This is a genomic window from Ureibacillus sinduriensis BLB-1 = JCM 15800, from assembly GCF_000772955.1.
GTDB lineage: Bacteria > Bacillota > Bacilli > Bacillales_A > Planococcaceae > Ureibacillus > Ureibacillus sinduriensis.
Genome location: NZ_JPVO01000042.1, coordinates 24317 through 46032 on the forward strand (window position 1 = coordinate 24317; position 21716 = coordinate 46032).

18 protein-coding genes and 1 riboswitch are annotated in these 21716 nt (G+C 38.2%); of the genes, 13 read left to right on the top strand and 5 right to left on the bottom strand.

Going from position 1 to position 21716, the window contains the following annotated elements; genetic code table 11:
* Window positions 1-63: 63 nt before the first annotated feature.
* The 8 genes from CD33_RS04185 (at window position 64) to CD33_RS04220 (ending at window position 10233) form a co-directional block, all read left to right on the top strand.
* Window positions 64-744: a response regulator transcription factor gene (locus CD33_RS04185; RefSeq protein ID WP_036198506.1), complete on the top strand. Its 681-nt coding sequence runs from the start codon at window positions 64-66 to the stop codon at window positions 742-744.
* Complete coding sequence (locus CD33_RS04190) at window positions 741-2147, top strand: HAMP domain-containing sensor histidine kinase (RefSeq protein ID WP_036198507.1); 1407 nt, start codon at window positions 741-743, stop codon at window positions 2145-2147. Before CD33_RS04185 ends, CD33_RS04190 begins: the two co-directional genes overlap by 4 nt.
* A 250-nt stretch (window positions 2148-2397) precedes the next feature.
* Complete coding sequence (locus tag CD33_RS04195; protein ID WP_036198508.1) at window positions 2398-5199, top strand: 2-oxoglutarate dehydrogenase E1 component; 2802 nt, start codon at window positions 2398-2400, stop codon at window positions 5197-5199.
* A gap of 103 nt (window positions 5200-5302) precedes the next feature.
* The gene (gene odhB, locus CD33_RS04200; RefSeq protein ID WP_036198509.1) at window positions 5303-6565 is read left to right on the top strand and encodes a 2-oxoglutarate dehydrogenase complex dihydrolipoyllysine-residue succinyltransferase; all 1263 of its coding nucleotides are present in this window, start codon (window positions 5303-5305) and stop codon (window positions 6563-6565) included.
* 374 nt (window positions 6566-6939) lie between these two features.
* Window positions 6940-7126, top strand: a riboswitch (Lysine riboswitch).
* A 102-nt stretch (window positions 7127-7228) separates the two neighbouring features.
* A complete protein-coding gene (locus tag CD33_RS04205; protein ID WP_036198510.1) occupies window positions 7229-8074 on the top strand; it encodes a transporter substrate-binding domain-containing protein in 846 nt (281 codons plus the stop codon).
* 123 nt (window positions 8075-8197) lie between these two features.
* Window positions 8198-8929, top strand: a complete 732-nt coding sequence (locus CD33_RS04210) for an amino acid ABC transporter permease (RefSeq protein WP_036198511.1) — start codon at window positions 8198-8200, stop codon at window positions 8927-8929.
* 20 nt (window positions 8930-8949) lie between these two features.
* Window positions 8950-9687 carry an amino acid ABC transporter ATP-binding protein gene (locus CD33_RS04215; RefSeq protein WP_036198512.1) on the top strand — a complete coding sequence of 246 codons (738 nt, stop codon included), beginning with the start codon at window positions 8950-8952 and terminating at the stop codon, window positions 9685-9687.
* A gap of 348 nt (window positions 9688-10035) precedes the next feature.
* Window positions 10036-10233 carry a DUF6501 family protein gene (locus CD33_RS04220; RefSeq protein WP_036198514.1) on the top strand — a complete coding sequence of 66 codons (198 nt, stop codon included), beginning with the start codon at window positions 10036-10038 and terminating at the stop codon, window positions 10231-10233.
* A gap of 88 nt (window positions 10234-10321) precedes the next feature.
* On the opposite strand, the gene CD33_RS04225 is transcribed toward CD33_RS04220, so the two are convergent.
* Together CD33_RS04225 and CD33_RS04230 are read right to left on the bottom strand one after the other, a co-directional pair.
* On the bottom strand, window positions 10322-11431 hold the full coding sequence (locus CD33_RS04225) for a toxic anion resistance protein (RefSeq protein WP_036198515.1): 1110 nt from the start codon (window positions 11429-11431) through the stop codon (window positions 10322-10324).
* Window positions 11431-12078 (bottom strand): 5-bromo-4-chloroindolyl phosphate hydrolysis family protein, encoded by a 648-nt coding sequence (locus CD33_RS04230; protein ID WP_036198516.1) that lies wholly within the window; start codon window positions 12076-12078, stop codon window positions 11431-11433. The genes CD33_RS04225 and CD33_RS04230 overlap by 1 nt, the downstream gene beginning before the upstream one ends.
* A 320-nt stretch (window positions 12079-12398) precedes the next feature.
* Here CD33_RS04230 and CD33_RS04235 point away from each other — a divergent pair, with 320 nt between their 5' ends.
* Window positions 12399-12689, top strand: a complete 291-nt coding sequence (locus CD33_RS04235; RefSeq protein ID WP_036198518.1) for a DUF1033 family protein — start codon at window positions 12399-12401, stop codon at window positions 12687-12689.
* A 236-nt stretch (window positions 12690-12925) separates the two neighbouring features.
* A complete protein-coding gene (locus CD33_RS04240; RefSeq protein ID WP_036179813.1) occupies window positions 12926-13126 on the top strand; it encodes a cold-shock protein in 201 nt (66 codons plus the stop codon).
* Window positions 13127-13387: 261 nt separating this feature from the next.
* Here the strand turns inward: CD33_RS04240 and CD33_RS04245 are convergent, their stop codons facing one another.
* A complete protein-coding gene (locus CD33_RS04245; protein WP_036198519.1) occupies window positions 13388-14992 on the bottom strand; it encodes an ABC-F family ATP-binding cassette domain-containing protein in 1605 nt (534 codons plus the stop codon).
* 210 nt (window positions 14993-15202) lie between these two features.
* Between CD33_RS04245 and recQ the strand changes: the two genes are divergently transcribed.
* The gene (gene recQ / locus CD33_RS04250) at window positions 15203-16966 is read left to right on the top strand and encodes a DNA helicase RecQ (RefSeq protein ID WP_036198520.1); all 1764 of its coding nucleotides are present in this window, start codon (window positions 15203-15205) and stop codon (window positions 16964-16966) included.
* 110 nt (window positions 16967-17076) lie between these two features.
* Here recQ and msrA read toward each other — a convergent pair whose 3' ends face one another.
* Window positions 17077-17592: a peptide-methionine (S)-S-oxide reductase MsrA gene (gene msrA, locus CD33_RS04255; protein WP_036198522.1), complete on the bottom strand. Its 516-nt coding sequence runs from the start codon at window positions 17590-17592 to the stop codon at window positions 17077-17079.
* Between the two features lie 187 nt (window positions 17593-17779).
* Here msrA and CD33_RS04260 point away from each other — a divergent pair, with 187 nt between their 5' ends.
* Together CD33_RS04260 and CD33_RS04265 are read left to right on the top strand one after the other, a co-directional pair.
* Complete coding sequence (locus CD33_RS04260) at window positions 17780-18727, top strand: LCP family protein (RefSeq protein WP_036198524.1); 948 nt, start codon at window positions 17780-17782, stop codon at window positions 18725-18727.
* 147 nt (window positions 18728-18874) lie between these two features.
* The gene (locus CD33_RS04265; protein WP_036198526.1) at window positions 18875-20101 is read left to right on the top strand and encodes an AI-2E family transporter; all 1227 of its coding nucleotides are present in this window, start codon (window positions 18875-18877) and stop codon (window positions 20099-20101) included.
* A gap of 330 nt (window positions 20102-20431) precedes the next feature.
* Here CD33_RS04265 and CD33_RS04270 read toward each other — a convergent pair whose 3' ends face one another.
* Window positions 20432-21598, bottom strand: a complete 1167-nt coding sequence (locus CD33_RS04270; RefSeq protein ID WP_036198528.1) for an aminotransferase class I/II-fold pyridoxal phosphate-dependent enzyme — start codon at window positions 21596-21598, stop codon at window positions 20432-20434.
* Window positions 21599-21716 lie beyond the last annotated feature (118 nt).

Below are 21716 nucleotides of genomic sequence, written 5' to 3' on the forward strand. Positions count from 1 at the left end.
AGCCTCTTTTTAAGATAAACTTAAGAAGAGGTTTTTTTATTTATTGGATTAGAAGGTGATAGGATGCAGAAACGAGTCTTGCTTATCGAAGATGAAAAAAATATAGCTCGTTTTATCGAACTTGAATTGAAATATGAAAAATTTGATGTGACTGTATCGCATGATGGAAGGGAAGGATTAAATATAGCAACAAAACAAACATTTGATTGTCTATTGATTGATGTCATGCTTCCCGGTTTAAACGGTATAGAAATTTGCCGCAGGGTCCGGGCTCAATCCGATGTACCCATTCTATTAATCACTGCTCGCGACGCGGTGATGGACCGTGTAGCTGGTTTGGATGCAGGTGCGGATGATTATGTTGTAAAGCCCTTTGCGATTGAAGAATTACTTGCCAGAATCCGCTCGGTACTAAGGAGGGTGCGAACAAATGCAGAGGATGGTGGAAATGATTTAATCAGAGTCCGGGATATCGTTATTAATCCAAAATCCTATGAGGTAATCTTTGAAAATAGAAAACTTGAATTAACGAAAACGGAGTACGATTTATTGAAGTTGTTGTGTGAAAACAAAAATCGAGTCTGTGATAGAGAGCTAATTCTGCAATCTGTTTGGGGTTATTCCACGGAAGTGGAAACAAATGTAGTGGATGTGTACATTCGACACCTGCGTGCAAAGTTAAAAACTGAACTTGAGCCTTATATTGAAACGGTACGTGGTGTAGGTTATGTGGTGAGAGGATGAATAAGCTGCGCGAGCTTCTTCCAAAAAATCAGTCGTTAAAAAAGAAATGGACGATTTCAACGGCTGTTGTCATTTTTATAAGTTATGCTGTAATCTGCAGTGTTATTTATTTAGCATTTTATTCTTGGTTAATCCAAAATGAAGAGAATAATGCAATAAGAACAGCGGACGATCTAACTTCCTTTTTTAGTTCTCAGGACAACTCCATCTCCATTCAAGAATTTCAAAGAAATACGGGTTTATCAAAAGCAATCGTGAATCAAAATCAGACCGCTCGGATTTTTAACTTTGATGGTTATGAAGTATTGCAAATCAATAATGTCAATTCGGCCGTCGCTCTGGATCTATCCTATGATCAATTGGAAAAACCAATCGTTGCAAAAGTCAACGTTGATAATGAGGATGTTTTTGTTGTGAATAAACTAGTGACGATTGGAAACTTCACGGGCATTCTGCAGCTCATTCACCCATTGTCTACTTTCCAATCAATGATGCAATATATTATTACAACGATGTTGATCGCAGGAATCGGGGCCATATTACTCGCAGGCTTTATCGGCTATTATCTAGCAAATGTATTAATAAGACCATTGCAGGATCTAAGAGATTCCATGCTATCGATACAGAAAAAAGGGTTTGAGGAGAAAATAAACTTTACCTATGATGCAGACGATGAAATTGGAGATTTACTAAAACTCTACGTTTCCATGATGGAAGACTTGGAAAGTTCTTTTGCAAAGCAACAACAATTTGTATCAGATGCTTCGCATGAATTACGAACACCGATTCAAGCGATTGAAGGTCACTTATCATTGTTGCAACGCTGGGGCAAAAATGATCCGGACGTATTGGAGGAATCACTGAATACCTCCCTGGAAGAAGTGACAAAGATGAAAAAGATGATTGAAGAGTTGCTGGACTTGGCCAGAAAGGAAGAACGGGATGAAGATGCGGCTGCCAATGTGAAAAAAGTTTTATCATCAGTCAGGGAAGAGCTTTTGATCATCTATCCAAATGCGAGTATCGGCATTGTTGAGAAGGGCGAGTCCAAACAAGCAAAAATTACAGAGAATGCCCTTGCTCAAATTGCGCGCAATATCATTGAAAATGGTATACGCTATAACGACAGTGTAGTGCCCATAATAGAGATGGAAGTCCATTACTTATCTGAAAGTATCTTTTTAACAATAAGGGACAATGGGATCGGAATTCCAAAAGAACATCTTCCATATATCTTTGACCGTTTTTATCGAGTGGATCCATCACGAGAGAATAACGGAGGAGGTACAGGTCTCGGACTTAGCATCACCAAGATGCTGACAGAAAAGTATCAAACCGAAATCGACGTCACGAGCATGATCGGGAAAGGGACAACTTTCACTTTGAAAATGAAAGTATCGTAGAAGAATTTGATAGTTGGATACTAAAAATAGTTGATTAGTCAAAAAAATATGCTTAATTTGTGAAAAATAGTTGTATTTTTTGTGAAGAGTAGTAAGATTGAAATGGAAAAAATACGTTCTTCATTTTAATTAATAAATATTCATAATTAATTCAATAGATAATTTCTATTGTTGAAGAATGGTAAAATATGAAATAATATTTTAGTTATAACAATGGAACTGCCTTAGGGCGAAATTTGGAGGTTATCTCATGTCGAACAATGTATTATTTGCTGGTTCCCCTTGGTCAGCATTCTCTGGTCCAAACTTAGGGTACGTAATGGAGCAATATGATTTATTCTTGCAATCCCCTGAACAAGTTGAACCAGAACTTGTTGCACTTTTCCAACAATTCGGATCACCTGTCATTGCAAATGAGCAAGGTGTAGCTGAGAGTGTGACAACTCAACCTGGCAATATCAAGAAAATCTTTGCAGCAGTACAATTAGCCGATGCAATTCGATCTTACGGACATTTAGCTGCTGATATTTACCCACTTAAGGACCGTGAATTGGATTCATCTCGCATTGAATTAGGTTCTTATGGCATAACAGAAGCTGATCTAGTTGAAATGCCGGCTTCATTATTCTTTAATAATGTTCCTGGAAGCGTTAACAACGGCAAACAAGCAATCGACTTTTTGCGTTCACAATATACTGGTAAAATCGCTTATGAGTATGCACATGTAGAAGAAGCAGAACGTCAATGGATTCAAGATAAAATTGAATCAGGCAGCTCAATCTTCAATCTATCTGCCGAAGACAAAAAAGCTTTATTGGAAAGATTAACTCGTGTAGAAGATTTCGAAAAATTTATTCATAAAACTTTTGTCGGCCAAAAACGTTTTTCAATCGAAGGTCTTGATACTTTGGTTGTATTGCTTGATGAAATCGTAAGAAAAGCCGACGAAGAAAAAATGAAATATTTACAAATCGGGATGGCACACCGTGGACGTTTGAATGTTTTAACTCACGTTGTCAACAAACCATACGATATGATGTTTGCTGATTTTGCACACGTACCGAATGATTATTTCTTCCCAGAGGATGGTTCTTTGGAAATCACTAAAGGTTGGACTGGTGATGTGAAGTATCATATGGGAGCTACTCATTCCAAAAAATCCGGGATGAAAGTGAAGTTGGCATATAATCCATCACACTTAGAAGTAGTAAGCCCGGTTATTACAGGTTCAACACGTGCGGCACAGGAAGTAACAACTAAAGCTGGAACTCCTGGCCACGATCCAAGCAAGGCCGTAGCTGTTCTTGTACATGGAGATGCAGCATTTGCAGGAGAAGGCATTGTTCAAGAGGTATTTAACTATGCAAATACATCAGGCTTCTCAACAGGCGGTTCAATCCATATCATTTCGAACAATATGATTGGATTCACAACGGAGCACTACGATTCACGCTCCACTCATTATTCATCCGATGTGGCGAAGGGTTATGGAATTCCTGTAATTCACGTCAATGCCGATGATCCGGAAGCTGTATTGCAAGTAGCAGGTTTAGCATTCCAATATCGCCAGACTTTCGGCAAAGATATTTTAGTAGACTTAATCGGATACCGTCGCTTTGGTCATAATGAAACAGACGATCCAACTGTAACGAATCCATTAACATACCATATCGTGACAAAGCACCCAACTGTACGTGCGCTTTATGGAGAAAAATTAACTTCTGAAGGTATTCTGACTCAAGATCAAGTGAAAAAGCTTGATGAAGAAATTTATGCAGAAATGCAAACTTCTTATGACCATGTAAAAGCGGTTGGTGCGGAGAAAGGCCATTTCGAAATTGATATGCCTGAAGCGGTTAAAAATGAGTACCCAGAAGTGGATACAAGTGTACCAAAAGAGAGCCTAAAACAAATCAACGAAGACTTATTATCTTGGCCGGAAGGGTTTGAACCTCAAAACAAGCTTGCCAAAATCCTGAATAAACGCATCGAAGCTCTTGAAACTGATAAAATTGATTGGGGACACGCCGAAACATTGGCTTTCGCCGCTATTTTACGCGATGGAAACCCTATCCGAATTACTGGACAAGATGCACAGCGTGGTACTTTCTCACAACGTCACTTAGTATTGCATGATAAAAATACTGGGGCGGAATTAGTGCCATTGCACAATGTGTCTGACTCGAAAGCTTCATTTGCTGTATACAATTCACCACTGACTGAAACAGCAATTGTCGGTTTTGAATATGGTTACAATTTGGAAAATGAAAATGCTTTAACAATTTGGGAAGCCCAATTCGGCGACTTTGCGAATATGGCTCAAGTTATGTTCGATAATTTCATTTCTTCTTCACGTTCTAAATGGGGTGAAAAATCCGGTTTAGTCTTCTTATTACCAAATGGTATGGAAGGTCAAGGTCCGGAGCACTCATCAGCACGTATTGAAAGATATCTACAGTTATCGGCTGAAAACAACTGGATTGTAGCAAACTGCTCGAATGCAGGTAACTACTTCCACTTACTGCGCCGACAAGCAAAAATGTTGGGAACTGAGGCAATTCGCCCATTAATCATTCCTTCACCAAAATCATTGCTTCGCCACCCACTGGCAGCTGCTACTCTTGATCAGCTATCTAAAGGTGGTTTCCAAGAAGTAATTGAACAACCTGGTTTAGGGGGCAATGCTAAAAAAATAGAACGTATTATTCTTGCTTCAGGTAAAGTAACAATTGATCTAGCGGATCGTGTACAAGATGGAAAAGGATATGACAATCTCCATATCGTTCGTGTAGAACAACTTTACCCATTCCCGTCACAAAAAATTGCGGACATCATTGCAAAGTATCCTAATGCGAAAGAAATCGTATGGGTGCAAGAAGAACCTAAAAACCAAGGTCCATGGAAATATGCATTGGAATATTTACTAGACCTAGCAGATGGTAAAAAGGTAAAATATGTAGGACGTCCAGAAATGTCTTCAACTTCTGAAGGAGATATGGATTCACATAAAATTGCACAGGCAAAAGTCATTGATGAGGCTCTTGCAAAATAATTAACTATTTATTTTAATTATGAATTAGCTGCGCTATGATAGCAGTGGCGATACCATGTGTACCTTTTAAGGTGCACATGATATTTAAAGGAGGATATTTAAAGTGGCTGAAATTAAAGTTCCTGAATTGGCAGAATCAATTACAGAAGGTACCATTGCACAATGGGTGAAAAAAGTTGGAGATCGTGTTGAAAAGGGCGAATTCATCGTCGAATTGGAAACAGATAAAGTAAATGCTGAAATTATCTCAGAGGAAGCTGGCGTTCTAACTCAAGTGTTGGCTGAAGAAGGCGACACAGTTTTAGTGGGGCAAGTAATTGCCATCGTTGAAGCTGGAGAAGGAGCAGCACCAGCACCTGCTGCTGCTGTAGAAGAACCAAAAGCTGAAAGTGCGCAAACTTCGGCACCAGCACCAGCAACAGTTCCTGCAGCACCAGCACCTGTTGCTCAAGAAACTAACAATGAACGCGTAGTTGCATCTCCAGCTGCACGTAAACTAGCTCGAGAAAAGGGAATTGACTTAAGTGCAATTTCACCGGTAGATCCACAAGGTCGTGTACGCGTTCAAGACGTGGCTGCACATGGCTCTGCTCCAGTAGCGCAGGCTTCCGCGGCACCGATCACTACATCAAACGGTCCGGTAGTATTTGCTCCAGCATCAGAAACTGACCGTATTACGATCGAAAAAATGTCACGTCGTCGTCAAACAATTGCAAAACGTTTGCTTGAAGTGAAACAGTCAACAGCAATGTTAACGACATTCAATGAAATTGATATGACGAATATTATGGCTTTACGTAAACGCAAGCAAGAAGAGTTTGTGAAGGCAAACGACATTAAACTTGGTTTCATGTCCTTCTTCACTAAAGCAGTTGTTGCTGCTCTTAAAAAGTATCCTTACGTAAACGCACAAATCAATGGTGATGAAATTCACTTAAATAACTTCTTCGATATCGGTATTGCCGTATCAACAGAAGAGGGTCTGGTAGTGCCGGTTGTTCGCGACGCAAATGCTAAAAACTTTGCTGAAATCGAGAAAGACATTGCGGACTTAGCGAAAAAAGCACGTGATAAAAAGCTAGGTCTGAATGATATGGCCGGTGGTTCTTTCACAATCACTAACGGTGGAGTATTCGGATCATTGATGTCTACACCAATCATGAACGGGACACAAGCTGGTATTTTAGGAATGCACTCAATTGTTCAACGTCCTATTGCTGTAAATGGGGAAATTGAAATCCGTCCAATGATGTATGTTGCTTTATCATATGACCACCGTATCATCGATGGAAAAGATTCAGTTGGATTCTTAAAAACAGTTAAAGAATTAATCGAAAATCCAGAAGATTTACTATTAAATTCATAATACAAAAAAACCTGGCGAAACATTCGATAGGTCCAGAGTGTAGGCAAAGTCGATATATGACTTTGTCTACACGTTTTTTTAGGTTATTTCCTTAAAAATGAAGGATTATCCAGACTGTCTTGAAAACGCTTGGCAGGCAAGGCGGGCAGTCGAGTGAAGACCCGAGTAGACCATGACGTTCACGAGGGGGCGAATGAGACAACCAACGCAGAGTGAAAACGTTTGTCAAAAGTCTGAACCTAGCGAAATATCCGCTAGGTCTTTTGTTGCTGTTCAAAGTAGCAATTTTAAATTAACAGAATAATGATTATTGACATGATATTATTAATATAGTAGTATTTGATTAGTAATTTAATATTTAAACCTCACGTTACTTGTGAGGTAGAGGCGCGATACTTAATAGTTTTTCATGGAGTTAAGAGCAAAACGATGATATGAAAAATGAGGAAATGTCGCCGAAGTGTGAATGTAGGCTCTCTACATCATGCTGGGTCTGCAGTGAATAATTGCAGGACTGTCTCAGATGGAGATCCCAACCATCTGAGGTGAGCTATCTCAGGAAGGGAACGTAAGAGGATTTGGGCTAAAACTTTAGCGACCTAAGTTCATCTTAGGTCGCTTTTTTCATTAAATGGTCCAAAGAATAAAGAAGGAGAGAGAAAAATGTCGAAAAAATTAACAATATTAATGACTACATTGCTTGCGGTTTTGTTACTTGCAGCTTGCGGTACTTCCGATGAAAGTGCTTCAACACCTAGCTCTGAAACGAAAGAAAAGGATGTATTCAAAGTTGGTTTGGAAGCTGGTTATGCGCCGTTTAACTGGACTCAACAGGATGATTCGAATGGTGCTGTAAAAATTGAAGGTTCACAAGAGTATGCAGGCGGTTATGATGTCGAAATCGCAAAACGTGTTGCAGATGCTCTAGGGAAAGAATTAGTGATTGTTAAAACGGAATGGGACGGACTGCTTCCAGCATTGCAATCAGGTGTAATTGACGCAATCATTGCGGGAATGAGCCCGACAGATGAGCGTAAAGAAGTTATCGATTTCTCAGATAACTATTATACTAGCCAATTTGTTATTGTAACAAAAACAGGTGGTCAATATGCGGAAGCAAAAACGCTTGAAGACTTTGCCGGTGCAAAAATTACTTCCCAGTTAAACACAACAAACTATGCCGTTATCGATCAAATTCCAGATGTTAAAAAAGAAGTAGCGATGGAAAGTTTTTCACATATGCGTGTTGCATTGGAGTCAGGAGCAATTGATGGATATGTCGCTGAACGACCAGAGGCGATTTCAGCTTCTGCAGCAAACGAAAACTTTACTTACATCGAGTTGGAAGATGGTTTTAAAACGGAAGAAGCGGATACATCAGTGGCTATAGGTCTTAAAAAAGGCGATGAAAACATTGATGTAATCAACGAAACATTAAATGCGATTTCTGAAGAAGAACGTCAACAAATTATGGACGATGCAATTGCAAACCAACCAGCCGCACAATAGGGCAGGAAAAGTACTGGTCACATGCTTGTGGCCAGTTTATCCTTCTTATCTATCTATTGGAGTATAGCGTAGTAAGAATCCTGTAGTGGTTTTCGGTTTTCCAAATTATTTAGGGGGATATTTATGAGTTTAGATATAATACTCTCAATTCTAAAAGAGAATTGGCCAAGTTATTTACATGGTGCATACATAACATTACTAATTGCAGTTTTCAGTACAATTATTGGTGCTCTTATCGGATTATTAATCGGTGTTGTGCACACGATTCCTCTTCGAAAGAAATCTATTAAAGCTGTTATTTTAAAGGTTATAAATTTCATACTGACAGTTTATGTTGAAATCTTCCGTGGTACACCAATGATTGTACAAGCAATGGTTGTGTTCTATGGATTGTATGCATATGGGATCGAAATGGATCGATTTGTGGCAGCTGTTGTAGTGGTTGGGCTAAATACAGGGGCCTACATGGCTGAATATGTTCGTGGTGGGATTGTTTCCATCGATAAAGGGCAGTATGAAGCGGCAGCTGCAATCGGGATGGGACACTTCCAAACGATGGTCCATGTCATTTTACCACAAGTATTCCGTAATATTTTACCTGCTACAGGGAACCAGTTAATCATGAATATCAAGGACTCGGCTGTATTAAGTGTAATAAGTGTAACGGAACTATTCTTTACGACAAAATCGATTGCAGGAGCAAACTTCCGGTTTGCTGAATCCTTCATTATCACATGTTTCATCTACCTGATCATGACTTTCATCGCTTCACGGATTTTGCGTATCGTCGAGAAGAAAATGGATGGGCAAGATGCATATCAAGTTCAAACTAAAAAAGAAGAACCAAATCTTTAATGGCGTAAGGAGATAAAGTGATGGAAAAAGTAATTGATATAAAACATCTAAATAAATCATTTGGCAGCCATGAAGTTTTAAGAGATGTAAACTTCACTGTAAATAAAGGTGAGGTAGTTTGCTTAATCGGTTCTTCAGGTTCAGGAAAGTCAACTTTGCTTCGTTGTATCAACCTTCTTGAAACTCCAAGTGGCGGGGAAATTATATATAATGGCGAGAATATACTAGATGATAAGCATGATATCAAACAATATCGTACACATTTAGGAATGGTTTTCCAACAATTCAACTTATTTAATAACCATAACGTACTGAAAAATTGTATTGTGGGTCAACAAAAAGTGTTAAAACGTTCAAAAGAAGAAGCCAAAACAAATGCACTAAAATACTTGCAAATCGTCGGAATGGATCAATATATAAATGCAAAACCACGCCAGTTATCGGGTGGACAAAAGCAACGCGTGGCCATTGCGCGTGCACTTGCAATGGATCCTGAGGTAATGTTATTCGATGAACCGACATCAGCCCTGGACCCGGAAATGGTGGGGGAAGTATTAAAAGTTATGCGCCAACTGGCTGATGAAGGGCATACGATGCTAATTGTTACCCACGAAATGGAATTCGCGCGGGAAGTTTCAGACCGTGTTGTCTTTATGGATAAGGGAGTAATTGTGGAAGAAGGTTCACCAGAGCAAGTACTCGTTAATCCGAAACAAGAAAGAACGAAAGAGTTTCTAAAACGAACATTGAAGCAATAAACAAAAAAGATAAATTCATGGGCATGTCATGAATTTATCTTTTTTTAGTTTTTAAGATTCAACTGGAACATGATTCTCATATTGCTTCCTTAAACTGAAGTTAGCTTCTTGAATTCCATTCGGAAATGATGATGAAAATTATGGTAAAGATAATTGCTATAACGAAAAACCACATCGGAACCCCACTGAAACCCCCAAAGTGCAATCAAATCACCTCATCATTAATGTACCATTCATATCAGTAATCCTCAATAAGTTAGAAAACTTTCCACAAATGAGTGGAAATGAGATACAATTAGGGCTAGAATAGAAAAATATATAGATAAGTTTTAAAGTGAGGTTAAAAAGATGTTGAACTTAAAATGGAAAGATGCACCGACAATACGAAAGGTGACTTGTACTCATACGAATGCCGAAAAATATTTGGTATCAAATGTGTTAACGGTCGGCAAAGAATATGAAGTGAAAAATGAAACAGAAGAATTCATCTTTGTTGTTGATAATACAGGCAATGTTGGCGGCTACTACAAAGATTACTTTGAATGATGGAAAAACGAAATGCACCATAGTTCCTCTTAAGTGGGGAACTATGGTGCATTTCATTTCATGGTTTTAATTTTATTTGTGCTTTCCTTTAATCATTCTTAATGACTTTTGCTTCAAGCGACGCTTGTTGTTCGTTGCTCATCGCTTGAACTCTCAGCGCTTCTTCGATGGAATGGATTAGCTCTAGCTGTGTTTGTTTAAATAAGTTAATTTCGCTGTGAGAAATCGAAGTGAATTTATTTCGATCTTTGGCGGTTGTTTGAATCATTTTTGCATTTTTTTGCAGCATTTGTTCAGAAGTATCAATTAAACGACGTGTTGTTTGATCCGCTCTTCTCTGATTATTCATATTCATAAGCATCGAGATTTGGGTTTGCCATAATGGAATCGTTGTCATGACAGATTGCTGTATTTTTTCAACAAGCATTTGGTTTGTTTGTTGAATCATACGGATCTGTGGTGCGGTTTGAATCGCAATTTCCCTGGACATTTGGAGGTCATATAGCCGTTTATCAACCCATTCGATGGAATTTTGCAAATCATTTAACCGTTGTTTATCCAATGGATTATTGGATAACCGAATAGACTGTTCCAGTTTAGGCAAATGATTATCGCATAGATCCTTTTTCTTCATCTCTGCAGCAGCAATATACACATTCAGATTATGATAGTATTCTTCATTTAATTGATATAATTCATTCAACATCTTCATATCGGCCAGTAATCCCTTTTGCGAGTGTTGCAACTGGATGCTTAAACGGTCTACTTGTTTACTTAAACGGTTGTATTGGCTCATCATTTCCTGAATGGATGATTTCGAGCGATTAAATAGTTTTTGAAGGAAACTTTTGTCCCTTTCTATGAGATCATCAGGATTGATTTTATCGAGATGCTCCATCAGCTTATGTAAAATTTCCCGAATAGGGGATGTATCATTGCGCTGTACTCGAATAAGCATATTATGAGTAAAGTTTTTTAATGAATGTTGTATTTCCGAGCCAAATTGCAGGACATTCTCATATTGGGAAGCATCCAATTTGCTTGCTATTAGTAATGCACGTGCCCGATCTTCTTCGTTTAGAGTGGTGAATACAGGTGTATCAGAATTGTAGATGGCCTTTTCAAACGAATGTAAAAAAGAGCCTTCATTATTTGAAAACTCTTCAAATGGATGATCTAGGCTCTTTTTATTTGTCATTATTTTCCACCCCGAAGTTCAATTTGCTGTAGTTTTTTAGCGTTTTCAAGTTTAACAAAATCCAATTCGATTCTAAGGCTTTCTAAGTCAGATTCAATCGCACATTTTAAATCATTTTCCATTGTACCATGTAGTCCTTTCAAGGTCTTGCGGGTATCTTCCAACGCCAAATGAATTTCCGTATCTTTCACTTGAGTTTGACTGAGCATTGTATATGTTTGTGTTAACTGAACTGCAGATGGCAAGTGTGAATAAAAGAAATCCTGTACAGAATAAAATTTTTGCGGGTTACTCTGGACAATATTGACGATTCTTTTGGACAATTTCATCATTTCATTCAATAATTTGAAAGAACGAACTGAACGAACACGAATATATTGTTGAGAAAGAGAATTGATATGACCCTTCGCTTGTTTGATTTGTGCTTCGATATGCTTAAATTCAGAGCGGGATAACCCAAGCTCTTTGCTTCGTCTCGATTTTTGTATTGCTTTAATCGCTTTATTGCTGATTAAATAGGCAATAAATGATAAAATCGGCACGAAAATTAAATCAAAATCAAAATTAAATATTGATAAAATAAACACTGTAAAGCCTATTAAAAAGTTGAGTGCATGTCTTATAAAAAAGTTTGCAGCGCCAAGCATATTCGTACCTCCTTAATTTCTATACTTGTAATACGAAAAGAAAGATAAAAAAGTTTCAATACGTTTCGAACTTTTACGCTAAATTATCCTATAGTTTTACTTTAAATAAATATATAAAAGAAAACAAGCATCTTGATATATATTTAGCAACTATTCGTATAGAGTGTTTATAATTTTTTCCCCCGGGGTAATATTCTGTAAACCATATTAAATAACATACATTGCTATTTTCGTCATCGCAACGCAAGCTCTGAGAATAGACATACTACTGCCGTTTCCATTAAAATACTTATTAGCAGAAGGAAAGGATCGAAATTAGTGTGTACCAAATTATATATATGAAAGCAGATTACGAACCGTGGTGGCAATTTGAAGGATGGGAATCAACGATTGTTAGTACAACTTTATTTGAAACGGAAAAGGAGTTTCAAGAAGGACTTCAAGCAACATTTATGGATTTTCGTCAAAAATTTGAACATGAAGCATCAAAAGAGGATAAATATTATGCCTTTTGGACGGAAGAGGAGCGGGAATATTGTGAAGCATGTGAGGATGATATCCAGATATTTCATGGGATAATTATCAATCAATTGTTGGATAATAAGATATGAACATATCAATTAACAGAAATGATTAAAAATTAGAAAAAAATTGAATATTGCATTTGACAAATTGTCATAAGATGGTACAATATAAATAACAATAAAATTGCATGGCCGGGTACAAATTGATTCACATATTACAAAGAGTGATCGGTGTAAAGTCGGTACTCTTTGTAATATGTGAATTTTTATTACGGTAAACAATCACATATTGTTAATATTTTTATTTTTGGAGGTTTTCTTAAATGAAACAAGGTACAGTAAAATGGTTTAACTCAGAAAAAGGTTTTGGTTTCATCGAGGTTGAAGGAGAAAACGACGTATTCGTACACTTCTCAGCTATTCAAGGTGAAGGATTTAAAACACTTGACGAAGGTCAAAAAGTGGAATTCGAGGTTGTTGATGGAAACCGCGGACCACAAGCTGCTAACGTTGTAAAACTTTAATTAGTACTAACTAAACTAAAAACGTTATTTAGAGGCATCCCTACGAAGAGGGGTGTCTCTTTTATTTTGTGTTCATTTTTAGATTATACCGGTCCATTCCAGAATGGGCAGGGGAGGGCGACGGTTGGAAAGTAGTTCAGCCTTATTTACGAGAAGTGCTTTGCATCATAGTTTGTTCATCTCATAATATTATTATGTAAACTAAAGAAGGATATAAAAAATCCGTAAACTTTAAGAGCTTACGGATTAGTACAGATTTGCTTATTTATTTCCTTGTGTTTCTTTCCATTCTAAGAACTCGTCGTATGTCAATTGTTTATCCAGAATCGAACCATCTTCTTGAATCTCAATAACACGATTTGCGATTGTTTGGATAAATTGGTGGTCATGTGATGTGAAAATCATGGCACCTTTGAAACGAATCAATCCTTCATTAAGTGCTTGAATTGATTCCAAGTCTAAATGGTTAGTAGGTTCATCCAATAATAATACGTTGGAGTTTGAAAGCATCATTTTGGACAGCATGCATCGAACTTTTTCTCCACCCGATAAAACAGAAGGGGACTTTTTCACTTCTTCTCCGGAGAATAACATACGTCCCAGGAATCCTCGCAAGAAGCTTTCTGTTTCATCTTCAGGTGAATATTGGCGCAGCCATTCAACCAATGATTTTTCTGAACCTGTGAAGTATTTATCATGGTCATTTTCAAAGTAGCTTTGGGAAGTTGTGACACCCCATTTAAATGAACCACTATCTGCTTGGCGTTGCTCCGTCAAAATATCCATTAGGGCTGTTTTGGCAATTGGGCTTCCAAGTAATACGATTTTGTCCTCTTTATTCATCATAAAGCGGATATCTTTAAATAACACTTCACCTTCTTGAGATGCAGACAAGCCTTCAACAGTTAATACATCATTTCCGATTTCTCGGCCAACTTGGAAATTGATGAAAGGATACTTACGACTTGAAGGTTTGATATCGTCCAATTCGATTTTATCCAGCATTTTTTTACGTGAAGTTGCTTGGCTTGATTTGGAAGCATTTGCAGAGAAACGGGCAACGAATGCTTGTAACTCTTTAATTTTTTCTTCCTTTTTCTTGTTTTGGTCTTGTGCCATTTTAAGGGCTAACTGGCTTGATTCATACCAAAAATCGTAGTTCCCAACGTAGATCTGGATTTTCGAGAAATCTAAGTCCGCAATATGCGTACACACTTTGTTTAAGAAGTGTCGGTCATGGGATACTACAATAACAGTATTTTCGAAGTTGATTAAAAACTCTTCCAACCATTTAATGGCTTGCAAATCAAGGTGGTTGGTAGGCTCGTCAAGTAATAGCACGTCAGGTTTACCAAATAAAGCTTGAGCTAATAGAACTTTGACTTTATCCGAACCTTCCAAGTCTGCCATTTGCACATAGTGTAATTCGTCACCGATACCTAATCCATTTAATAAGGTTGCAGCTTCGGATTCTGCTTCCCAACCGTTTAAATCTGCAAATTCACCCTCCAGTTCTGCGGCACGCATACCGTCTTCATCGGAGAATTCTTCTTTCATATAAATAGCATCTTTTTCGGCTTTTACTTCCCAAAGGCGTTTATTACCCATTACTACCGTATCAAGTACGTTGAACTCATCGTATTCAAAGTGGTTTTGTTTTAAAACGGATAAACGTTCATCTTTCCCCATCGATACATGACCTTCCTGAGGTTCAATATCCCCGGATAGGATCTTAAGGAAAGTGGATTTTCCGGCACCATTCGCACCGATTAGTCCATAACAGTTCCCCGGTGTGAATTTAATATTTACGTCTTCAAATAGTTTGCGATCGCCATAACGAAGACCTACATTGCTAACTTGAATCATGTAAGCTCCTCCTTTTTATATTCAGCTAAATTGCTTCAAAAATCTCTTTTGTACACAATGTTTCTATTATAGCATGGAGATGGAACAAAAGCTACAAATCACCGGGATACCCATCTTTACTGCAAGTAAAAAAAACAATCCATTCCCCGATTTTTTCTTTTGTGTTCTTTCTAGTATAATAAAGGAACTACTTAAATAGAGAGGTAGATTATGATACAACAAGCACAACAAATTTTGAAACAATACTTTGGTTACGATAGTTTCCGTTCAGGACAACAGCAAGTAATCGAAAATGTACTAAATGGACGCGATACTTTATGTGTTATGCCGACTGGAGGTGGCAAATCACTTTGCTATCAAGTACCCGCACTATATGTGGAGGGTACAACGATCGTTATTTCGCCGCTTATTTCTCTGATGAAGGATCAGGTGGATCTTCTTCATTCAAATGGGGTACAAGCCGCATATATCAACAGTTCATTAACTTTTGGCCAAATCAATGAAACGATGGAAAATGTGAAAAATGGAACTGTAAAGCTTTTATATATTGCACCTGAGCGACTGGAAAATGAAATTTTTCGTCAGGAACTCTCAAAGCTTCATGTCCCTTTAATTGCAATCGATGAAGCCCATTGTATTTCTCAATGGGGGCACGATTTCAGACCGAGTTATCGCACGATTTCCTCACTCGTAACTCTTTGGAAAAAAAAGCCTACAGTGATCGCCTTGACCGCAACGGCAACACCCACAGTCAGCGAAGATATTTGTTCGCTGTTGAATATAAAAGTAGAAGATAGTTTTATTACGGGTTTTTCGAGAGATAATCTTTCATTTAAAGTGCTGATTGGTGAGAACAGGGAGCAGTACATTAAAAAATATGTAAAAAATAATGAAAATGAAGTGGGAATCATCTATGCAGCTACCAGAAAATCGGTGGAATCCGTCTACGAGTTGCTACTAAAAAATGGCGTACGGGTTGCAAAGTACCATGGTGGTATGGGGGAAGCTGAAAGAACCGAAGAGCAAAACCGCTTCTTGCAAGATGAAGTGCAAGTGATGGTAGCCACAAATGCCTTTGGAATGGGAATAAATAAAACGAACGTTCGTTTTGTTATACACTATCAGATGCCGAGAAATATGGAGAGCTATTACCAGGAAGCGGGAAGGGCGGGGCGTGATGGATTGCCAAGTGAATGCATCCTGCTCTATAGCTCCTCAGATGAGCAGACACAGCGATTCCTTATTGATCAAGCTCAAGACCGCACCCGCATTCCAATGGAACTCGAAAAACTGCAAAGTATGGTCGACTACTGCCATACCGAAAATTGCCTACAGTCCTACATTGTCCAGTATTTTGGCGAGACTCGAATTTCCGAGTGTGGACAATGCAGTAATTGTATCGACAGTCGCCCTAAACTGGATGTGACCGAAGACGCTCAGAAAGTACTATCATGTGTTGTCCGTATGGGGCAAAAATTTGGCAAGACGATTACCGCCCAAGTATTGGCAGGTTCCCGCAATAAAAAAATTGAAGGGTTCAGGCATCTCTCAACATTCGGGATCTTGAAACCGATGTCTGCAAAAGAAATTTCAAGTTTCATCGAATTTTTAATATCTGAAAAAGTGTTATTGGTTCAACCTGGGCAATTTCCTACCATTTATATTTCCGATGAAGGAAAGGCTGTTCTTTTAGGAAATAAAAAGGTTCTGCGCCGTACGAAAATAGAAGTGAGTGCCGTCAAACAGGATGATCCTTTATTCGAACATTTGCGTGCAGTTCGAAAAGAGTTGGCTGAAAAAGAAGGCGTTCCTCCTTTTGTTGTCTTTTCCGATAAGACTTTAAAAGATATGTGCGATAAAAAACCTACTGATGAAGAAATGTTCCTCTCGGTTAGTGGAGTGGGGCAAAATAAGCTGGAACGATACGGTACTATATTCCTAAAGGCAATAAAAGAATTTAGCTCCATTCAATAACGACATTTCCCCCATATTGCCATCAAAATATAAAAGGCGACAAAATCCAGCCAAGGATTTGTCGTCTTTTGTACTATTATCTTATTGCCCATGAAATGATTTGGATTAATTTATTTCCAGTGCGAGTCGATAAACTCGTCCCGACCTGATTTTTCACGGTCTTCTTTATAATGAGCTTCCTCTTTTTTGTAATAATCTTGATGGTAACCTTCTGCTTCATAGAAAGTATTTGCTTCTCTAATTTGTGTCACAATCGGTTTTTTAAAGCGTCCGCTGTTCGCCAATTGCTGTTTTGAGTTTTCTGCAATATGATGCTGTTCCTCATTGTGATAGAAAATGGCTGTTTTATAGGATTCACCGCGGTCGTGGAACTGCCCTCCATCATCCGTTGGATCAATCTGCATCCAATAGATGTCCAATAGTTTTTCATAAGGGAATACAATCGGATCGAACTCAATTTGAACAACTTCCAAATGTCCGGTATTTCCTTCTTTTACTTGCTCGTATGTAGGGTTCTCTACGTTTCCACCCATGTAGCCGGAAGTCACTTTATGTATACCATCCCATTCAACAAAAGGTTTTACCATACACCAGAAACATCCACCTGCAAATGTTGCTTTTTCCATATTTTTACGCCTCCAATGCTTAAAATAAATAGTATTGTAACATGATATAGTTGACGAAACAAATTATTAGAATTATTTATTGGTTATTTCAAGCAACTTGTCTATATGCGTAGTATAATAATGGGAAAATGAACCTTTCTATCGTTCCAGTCGTCTGGTAATTGAATTTCAAAAGGGGAGAAAAAAGATGGAAGAACAACCACTGGAAGAAAAACGACAGACTCGCCGCAAAAAAAGGAAATTGCGAAAAGGAAGACTTTTTTTTACTTTGCTTATCCTATTACTAATCGGCATCGGTATTTTCTCTTACTTCCAATATCGGAGCGGGCTTAATCTTGCATCAAAAACAAAATTACCGGAGGCGGAATTTGTTGCAGATAAATCAGACGGGAAGATAAAAAACTACTTAATTATTGGAGTGGATAGTAGGGGGGAAGAGGAATCACGATCGGATACAATGATGCTGTTATCTTGGAATCAAGATACTAACGATTTGAAGCTGGTATCCTTTATGCGGGACATTTATGCAGATATACCGGGATATAAATCTTACAAATTAAATACCGCCTATTATTTAGGGGGCGTGCAACTGCTTAAAGAAACATTGAATTCGATGTTTGAAGTTCCGATACACCATTACGCTTTAATCGATTTTAAAAGTTTTGAATCACTTATAGACATATTAGCACCTAATGGCATTGAAATGGATGTCGAGAAAGATATGTCTGCCTTTATCGGTGTGACGCTTTCAAAAGGTCAACAGCGGTTGAACGGTCAAGAGCTTCTGGGTTATGCACGGTTCAGGCACGATGCCGAGGGTGATTTTGGCCGCGTCGAACGTCAGCAAAAAGTGATTGATGCTCTGAAGGATGAACTGTTATCGCCTTCTAATATGGATAATCTTCCTAAATTCATCGGTGCAGCACAAGGGTACATTACGACGGATTTGACTACATCCGAGGAGATAAAAAGCGTGCTGTCTCTTGCACTTGGTGGAAAAGTGGAAATAGAAAAATTAACAATCCCTGTCGAGGGCAGTTACGATTATCAATCATACAGCCATGCCGGGGAAGTGATCGAAATCGATGTAGATGCCAATAGACAGTATTTACATGATTTTTTACAGCTGAAGTAGGAATAAAAAGCACAATGCTTCCTCGAATCATAGTAGAAAACTATCTTCTATAAATTCCAACCGTTGGGAGTTGTTGCACTTTATAAGAAAACATGGTACATGGTAAAATAAAACAAGTATAAATTCAAAGTTTGACGAGGTGGTTTTTTGGAAAGAGAAAAGGGTTATGAGGAACGATTGACAAGGGAAAAATCATCATTTTTCCAAACAAGATTTATCCGATTTTTAGGCGGGAAAAATCTGTTATTTTTACTGATTACATTGTTATTAGCAGGATGCATTATTTTTATATTCGACAAAGTCGATTTTATCTTTTATCCTCTGCAAGTTTTATTTGAAGTAGTCATACTGCCAGGTGTTTTGGCAATTATCGGCTACTACTTATTAAGACCATTTGTACGTTTAGCGGATAAAAGCGGGAAGGGAAAAGTTCCTCGTAGCCTAGTAATTTTAATCCTCTATGTCATTGTAGCAGCGCTCATGACATTACTTTCACTGCTTGTTTATCCATTTTTACGGGATCAATTTACAAACCTGGTGGAAGAATTTCCGAATTACTTCATGCAGTTCATCCAAACTACGGTAACATTTTTGAATAACTCAAGTTTCAATGAGTTGCTAACAAAATTCAACTTTGATTATGAGAAATTCTTATCGGACGTTACTGGAGATTTAGTCACAACAATGCGTGATACCGTCACAAATATTGCTTCCTCTGTAGCATCTGGGATTACCGGTTTTGTCTCCACACTTACTGGTATATTACTCTCCCTTGTAACAGTGCCTTTCATTCTATTTTATTTACTTTTAGAAGGCGAAAAATTGCCGAAATTTATTTTACGCATCTTCCCTCCACGTGCAAGAAATGAAGTGGGACAAGTGATGAAAGAAATGGATAAACAAGTAAGTTCTTACATACTTGGGCAGATTTTAGTGTCGATATGCATCGGTGTGATGATGACAATCGGATTTTTAATAATCGGTTTGGATTACGCCTTCTTATTAGGGATACTGGCAATGGTAACGAGTGTCGTTCCTTATTTAGGTCCGGTCATCGCCATTACTCCAGCATTGGTGATCGCCATTGTTGACTCTCCATTTATGCTTTTGCAATTAATTATCGTTTGGACGATTGTACAATTGGTTGAAGGGAAGTTCATTACTCCGAATATTATGGGGAAATCCCTTTCTGTCCATCCGATAACAATTATTTTTGTATTGCTTACATTTGGGTCGCTATTCGGTGTAGCCGGGGTAATTTTAGGTATACCAGGTTATGCGTTGCTAAAGGTATTGGTCAGTCATTTGTTCGGCCTTGTGAAACGACGATACAACCGTTTTGAACGTGATAACGACAATAAGTATGATATTTAAAAATTACAAAAGATAAAAGGTTGTCTCAAAAAGGAGGCATCCTTTCAGAGTGTAGATAAAGTGAATATTCCGCTTTGTCTACAGATTAATTACGTTATTTCCTTAAAAATGAAGTATTATCCAGACTGTATTGAAAAAGCTAGGCAGACAAGTTTGGACACATTAGTGAAGACTCGAGTACAACATGAGGTTCACGAGGGGAAAAACGAGACATCCAACTCAGGATGAAAGCGTTTGTCAACAACAATAAAGGATGTCTCATAAATGAGACATCCTTTATTACTGTATATGATAAATTTGACGAGCTTAAAAATAATTACGTTTATCAAATTAGAGAGATAAGGAACTGAGACGATGTACTGCTTCTTTTAATCGTTCATTGTCTTGTACAAGTGCCAAACGTACAAACCCTTCACCTTCCGTGCCGAAGGTTGTTCCAGGCACCATCAGAACACCTGTTTGTTCAATCGTTTTATAGGCAAAGGAGACACTATCTAATTGATACGGGTACTTCGCCCACACAAACATCCCCCCACTTGAAGGCGCCACGTCCCACCTTAGTTCCTGCAGACCTGTCATAAGCGTGGAATGGCGTTTGGCAAAGGTACGTCGCAATGGAGCAGTTATTTCTTCAGCATGATCCAATGCCAGTGCTGCTGTCGATTGGATTGGATTGAAGATGCCGAAGTCTAAATTGGATTTCAATTGCTTAATAATGGAAACCATTTCTGCATTACCGGCAATGTAAGCAACCCGTGCCCCAGCAAGACTGAAGCTTTTTGATAGGGAGTTGATTTCTAGCCCAACTTCTTTTGCCTCTGGAACAGCCAGGAAGCTGATTGGTGCATCGCCTGTAAAGTAAAATTCGGAGTAGGCCGCATCATGCAGTACAATAATATTATATTTCTTGGCAAATGCAACTACTTCCGTAAAATATTCGATTGAAGGTGACATAGGAACCGGATTCCCTGGCATATTTAATATCAAAAGTTTTGCTTTATGTGCGATTTCATCCGGAATTGCCATTAAATTCGGCAAATATCCCTTGCTCTCATCCAGTGGTATGTAGTAAGGTGTAGCACCTGCCAGGGTGATTCCTGCTGCATATGCAACATAACCTGGGTTTGTTGTTAATACATAATCGCCCGGATTGCAAAACGCAAGAGGTAAGTGCACTAACCCTTCCTGTGACCCAATTGTTTGGACGATTTCAGTTTCTGGATCCAAAGCAACTTTGTTTACACGTAAGTAGTATCTAGCCACAGCGGTGTAAAATTCATTTGAACCGGTTAAAGTATAGCCATATGAAGAGGGCTTTCCACTTAAATCGGACATGGATTTAAGCAACATATCGTGAGGAGGGATATCAGGACTTCCCAGACTTAAATCAATTAAGTTAACGCCGAACATTTCTTCTTGTTGCTTGGCATAGTTTTTTAAACTGCTAAAAATAGCGGGCTCAAATAAAGACATTTTCTTTGATGCGATCACATTCAAGGTGGAACACTCCTTATTCTCTATAAAAATATAAAACACATTTTATCATAGAGCCTATAAAAATTCGCTATTAAATCAGAAAAGATGAAATAAATAGAAAATATAGAGCATTATTTGT

Bases quoted from the DNA above. Each gene is read 5' to 3' on its own strand.
- CD33_RS04185 (WP_036198506.1), top strand. From the start codon at position 64: ATGCAGAAACGAGTCTTGCTTATCGAAGATGAAAAAAATATAGCTCGT.
- CD33_RS04190 (WP_036198507.1), top strand. From the start codon at position 741: ATGAATAAGCTGCGCGAGCTTCTTCCAAAAAATCAGTCGTTAAAAAAG.
- CD33_RS04195 (WP_036198508.1), top strand. From the start codon at position 2,398: ATGTCGAACAATGTATTATTTGCTGGTTCCCCTTGGTCAGCATTCTCT.
- CD33_RS04205 (WP_036198510.1), top strand. From the start codon at position 7,229: ATGTCGAAAAAATTAACAATATTAATGACTACATTGCTTGCGGTTTTG.
- CD33_RS04210 (WP_036198511.1), top strand. From the start codon at position 8,198: ATGAGTTTAGATATAATACTCTCAATTCTAAAAGAGAATTGGCCAAGT.
- CD33_RS04215 (WP_036198512.1), top strand. From the start codon at position 8,950: ATGGAAAAAGTAATTGATATAAAACATCTAAATAAATCATTTGGCAGC.
- CD33_RS04220 (WP_036198514.1), top strand. From the start codon at position 10,036: ATGTTGAACTTAAAATGGAAAGATGCACCGACAATACGAAAGGTGACT.
- CD33_RS04225 (WP_036198515.1), bottom strand. From the start codon at position 11,431: ATGACAAATAAAAAGAGCCTAGATCATCCATTTGAAGAGTTTTCAAAT.
- CD33_RS04230 (WP_036198516.1), bottom strand. From the start codon at position 12,078: ATGCTTGGCGCTGCAAACTTTTTTATAAGACATGCACTCAACTTTTTA.
- CD33_RS04240 (WP_036179813.1), top strand. From the start codon at position 12,926: ATGAAACAAGGTACAGTAAAATGGTTTAACTCAGAAAAAGGTTTTGGT.
- CD33_RS04245 (WP_036198519.1), bottom strand. From the start codon at position 14,992: ATGATTCAAGTTAGCAATGTAGGTCTTCGTTATGGCGATCGCAAACTA.
- recQ (WP_036198520.1), top strand. From the start codon at position 15,203: ATGATACAACAAGCACAACAAATTTTGAAACAATACTTTGGTTACGAT.
- msrA (WP_036198522.1), bottom strand. From the start codon at position 17,592: ATGGAAAAAGCAACATTTGCAGGTGGATGTTTCTGGTGTATGGTAAAA.
- CD33_RS04260 (WP_036198524.1), top strand. From the start codon at position 17,780: ATGGAAGAACAACCACTGGAAGAAAAACGACAGACTCGCCGCAAAAAA.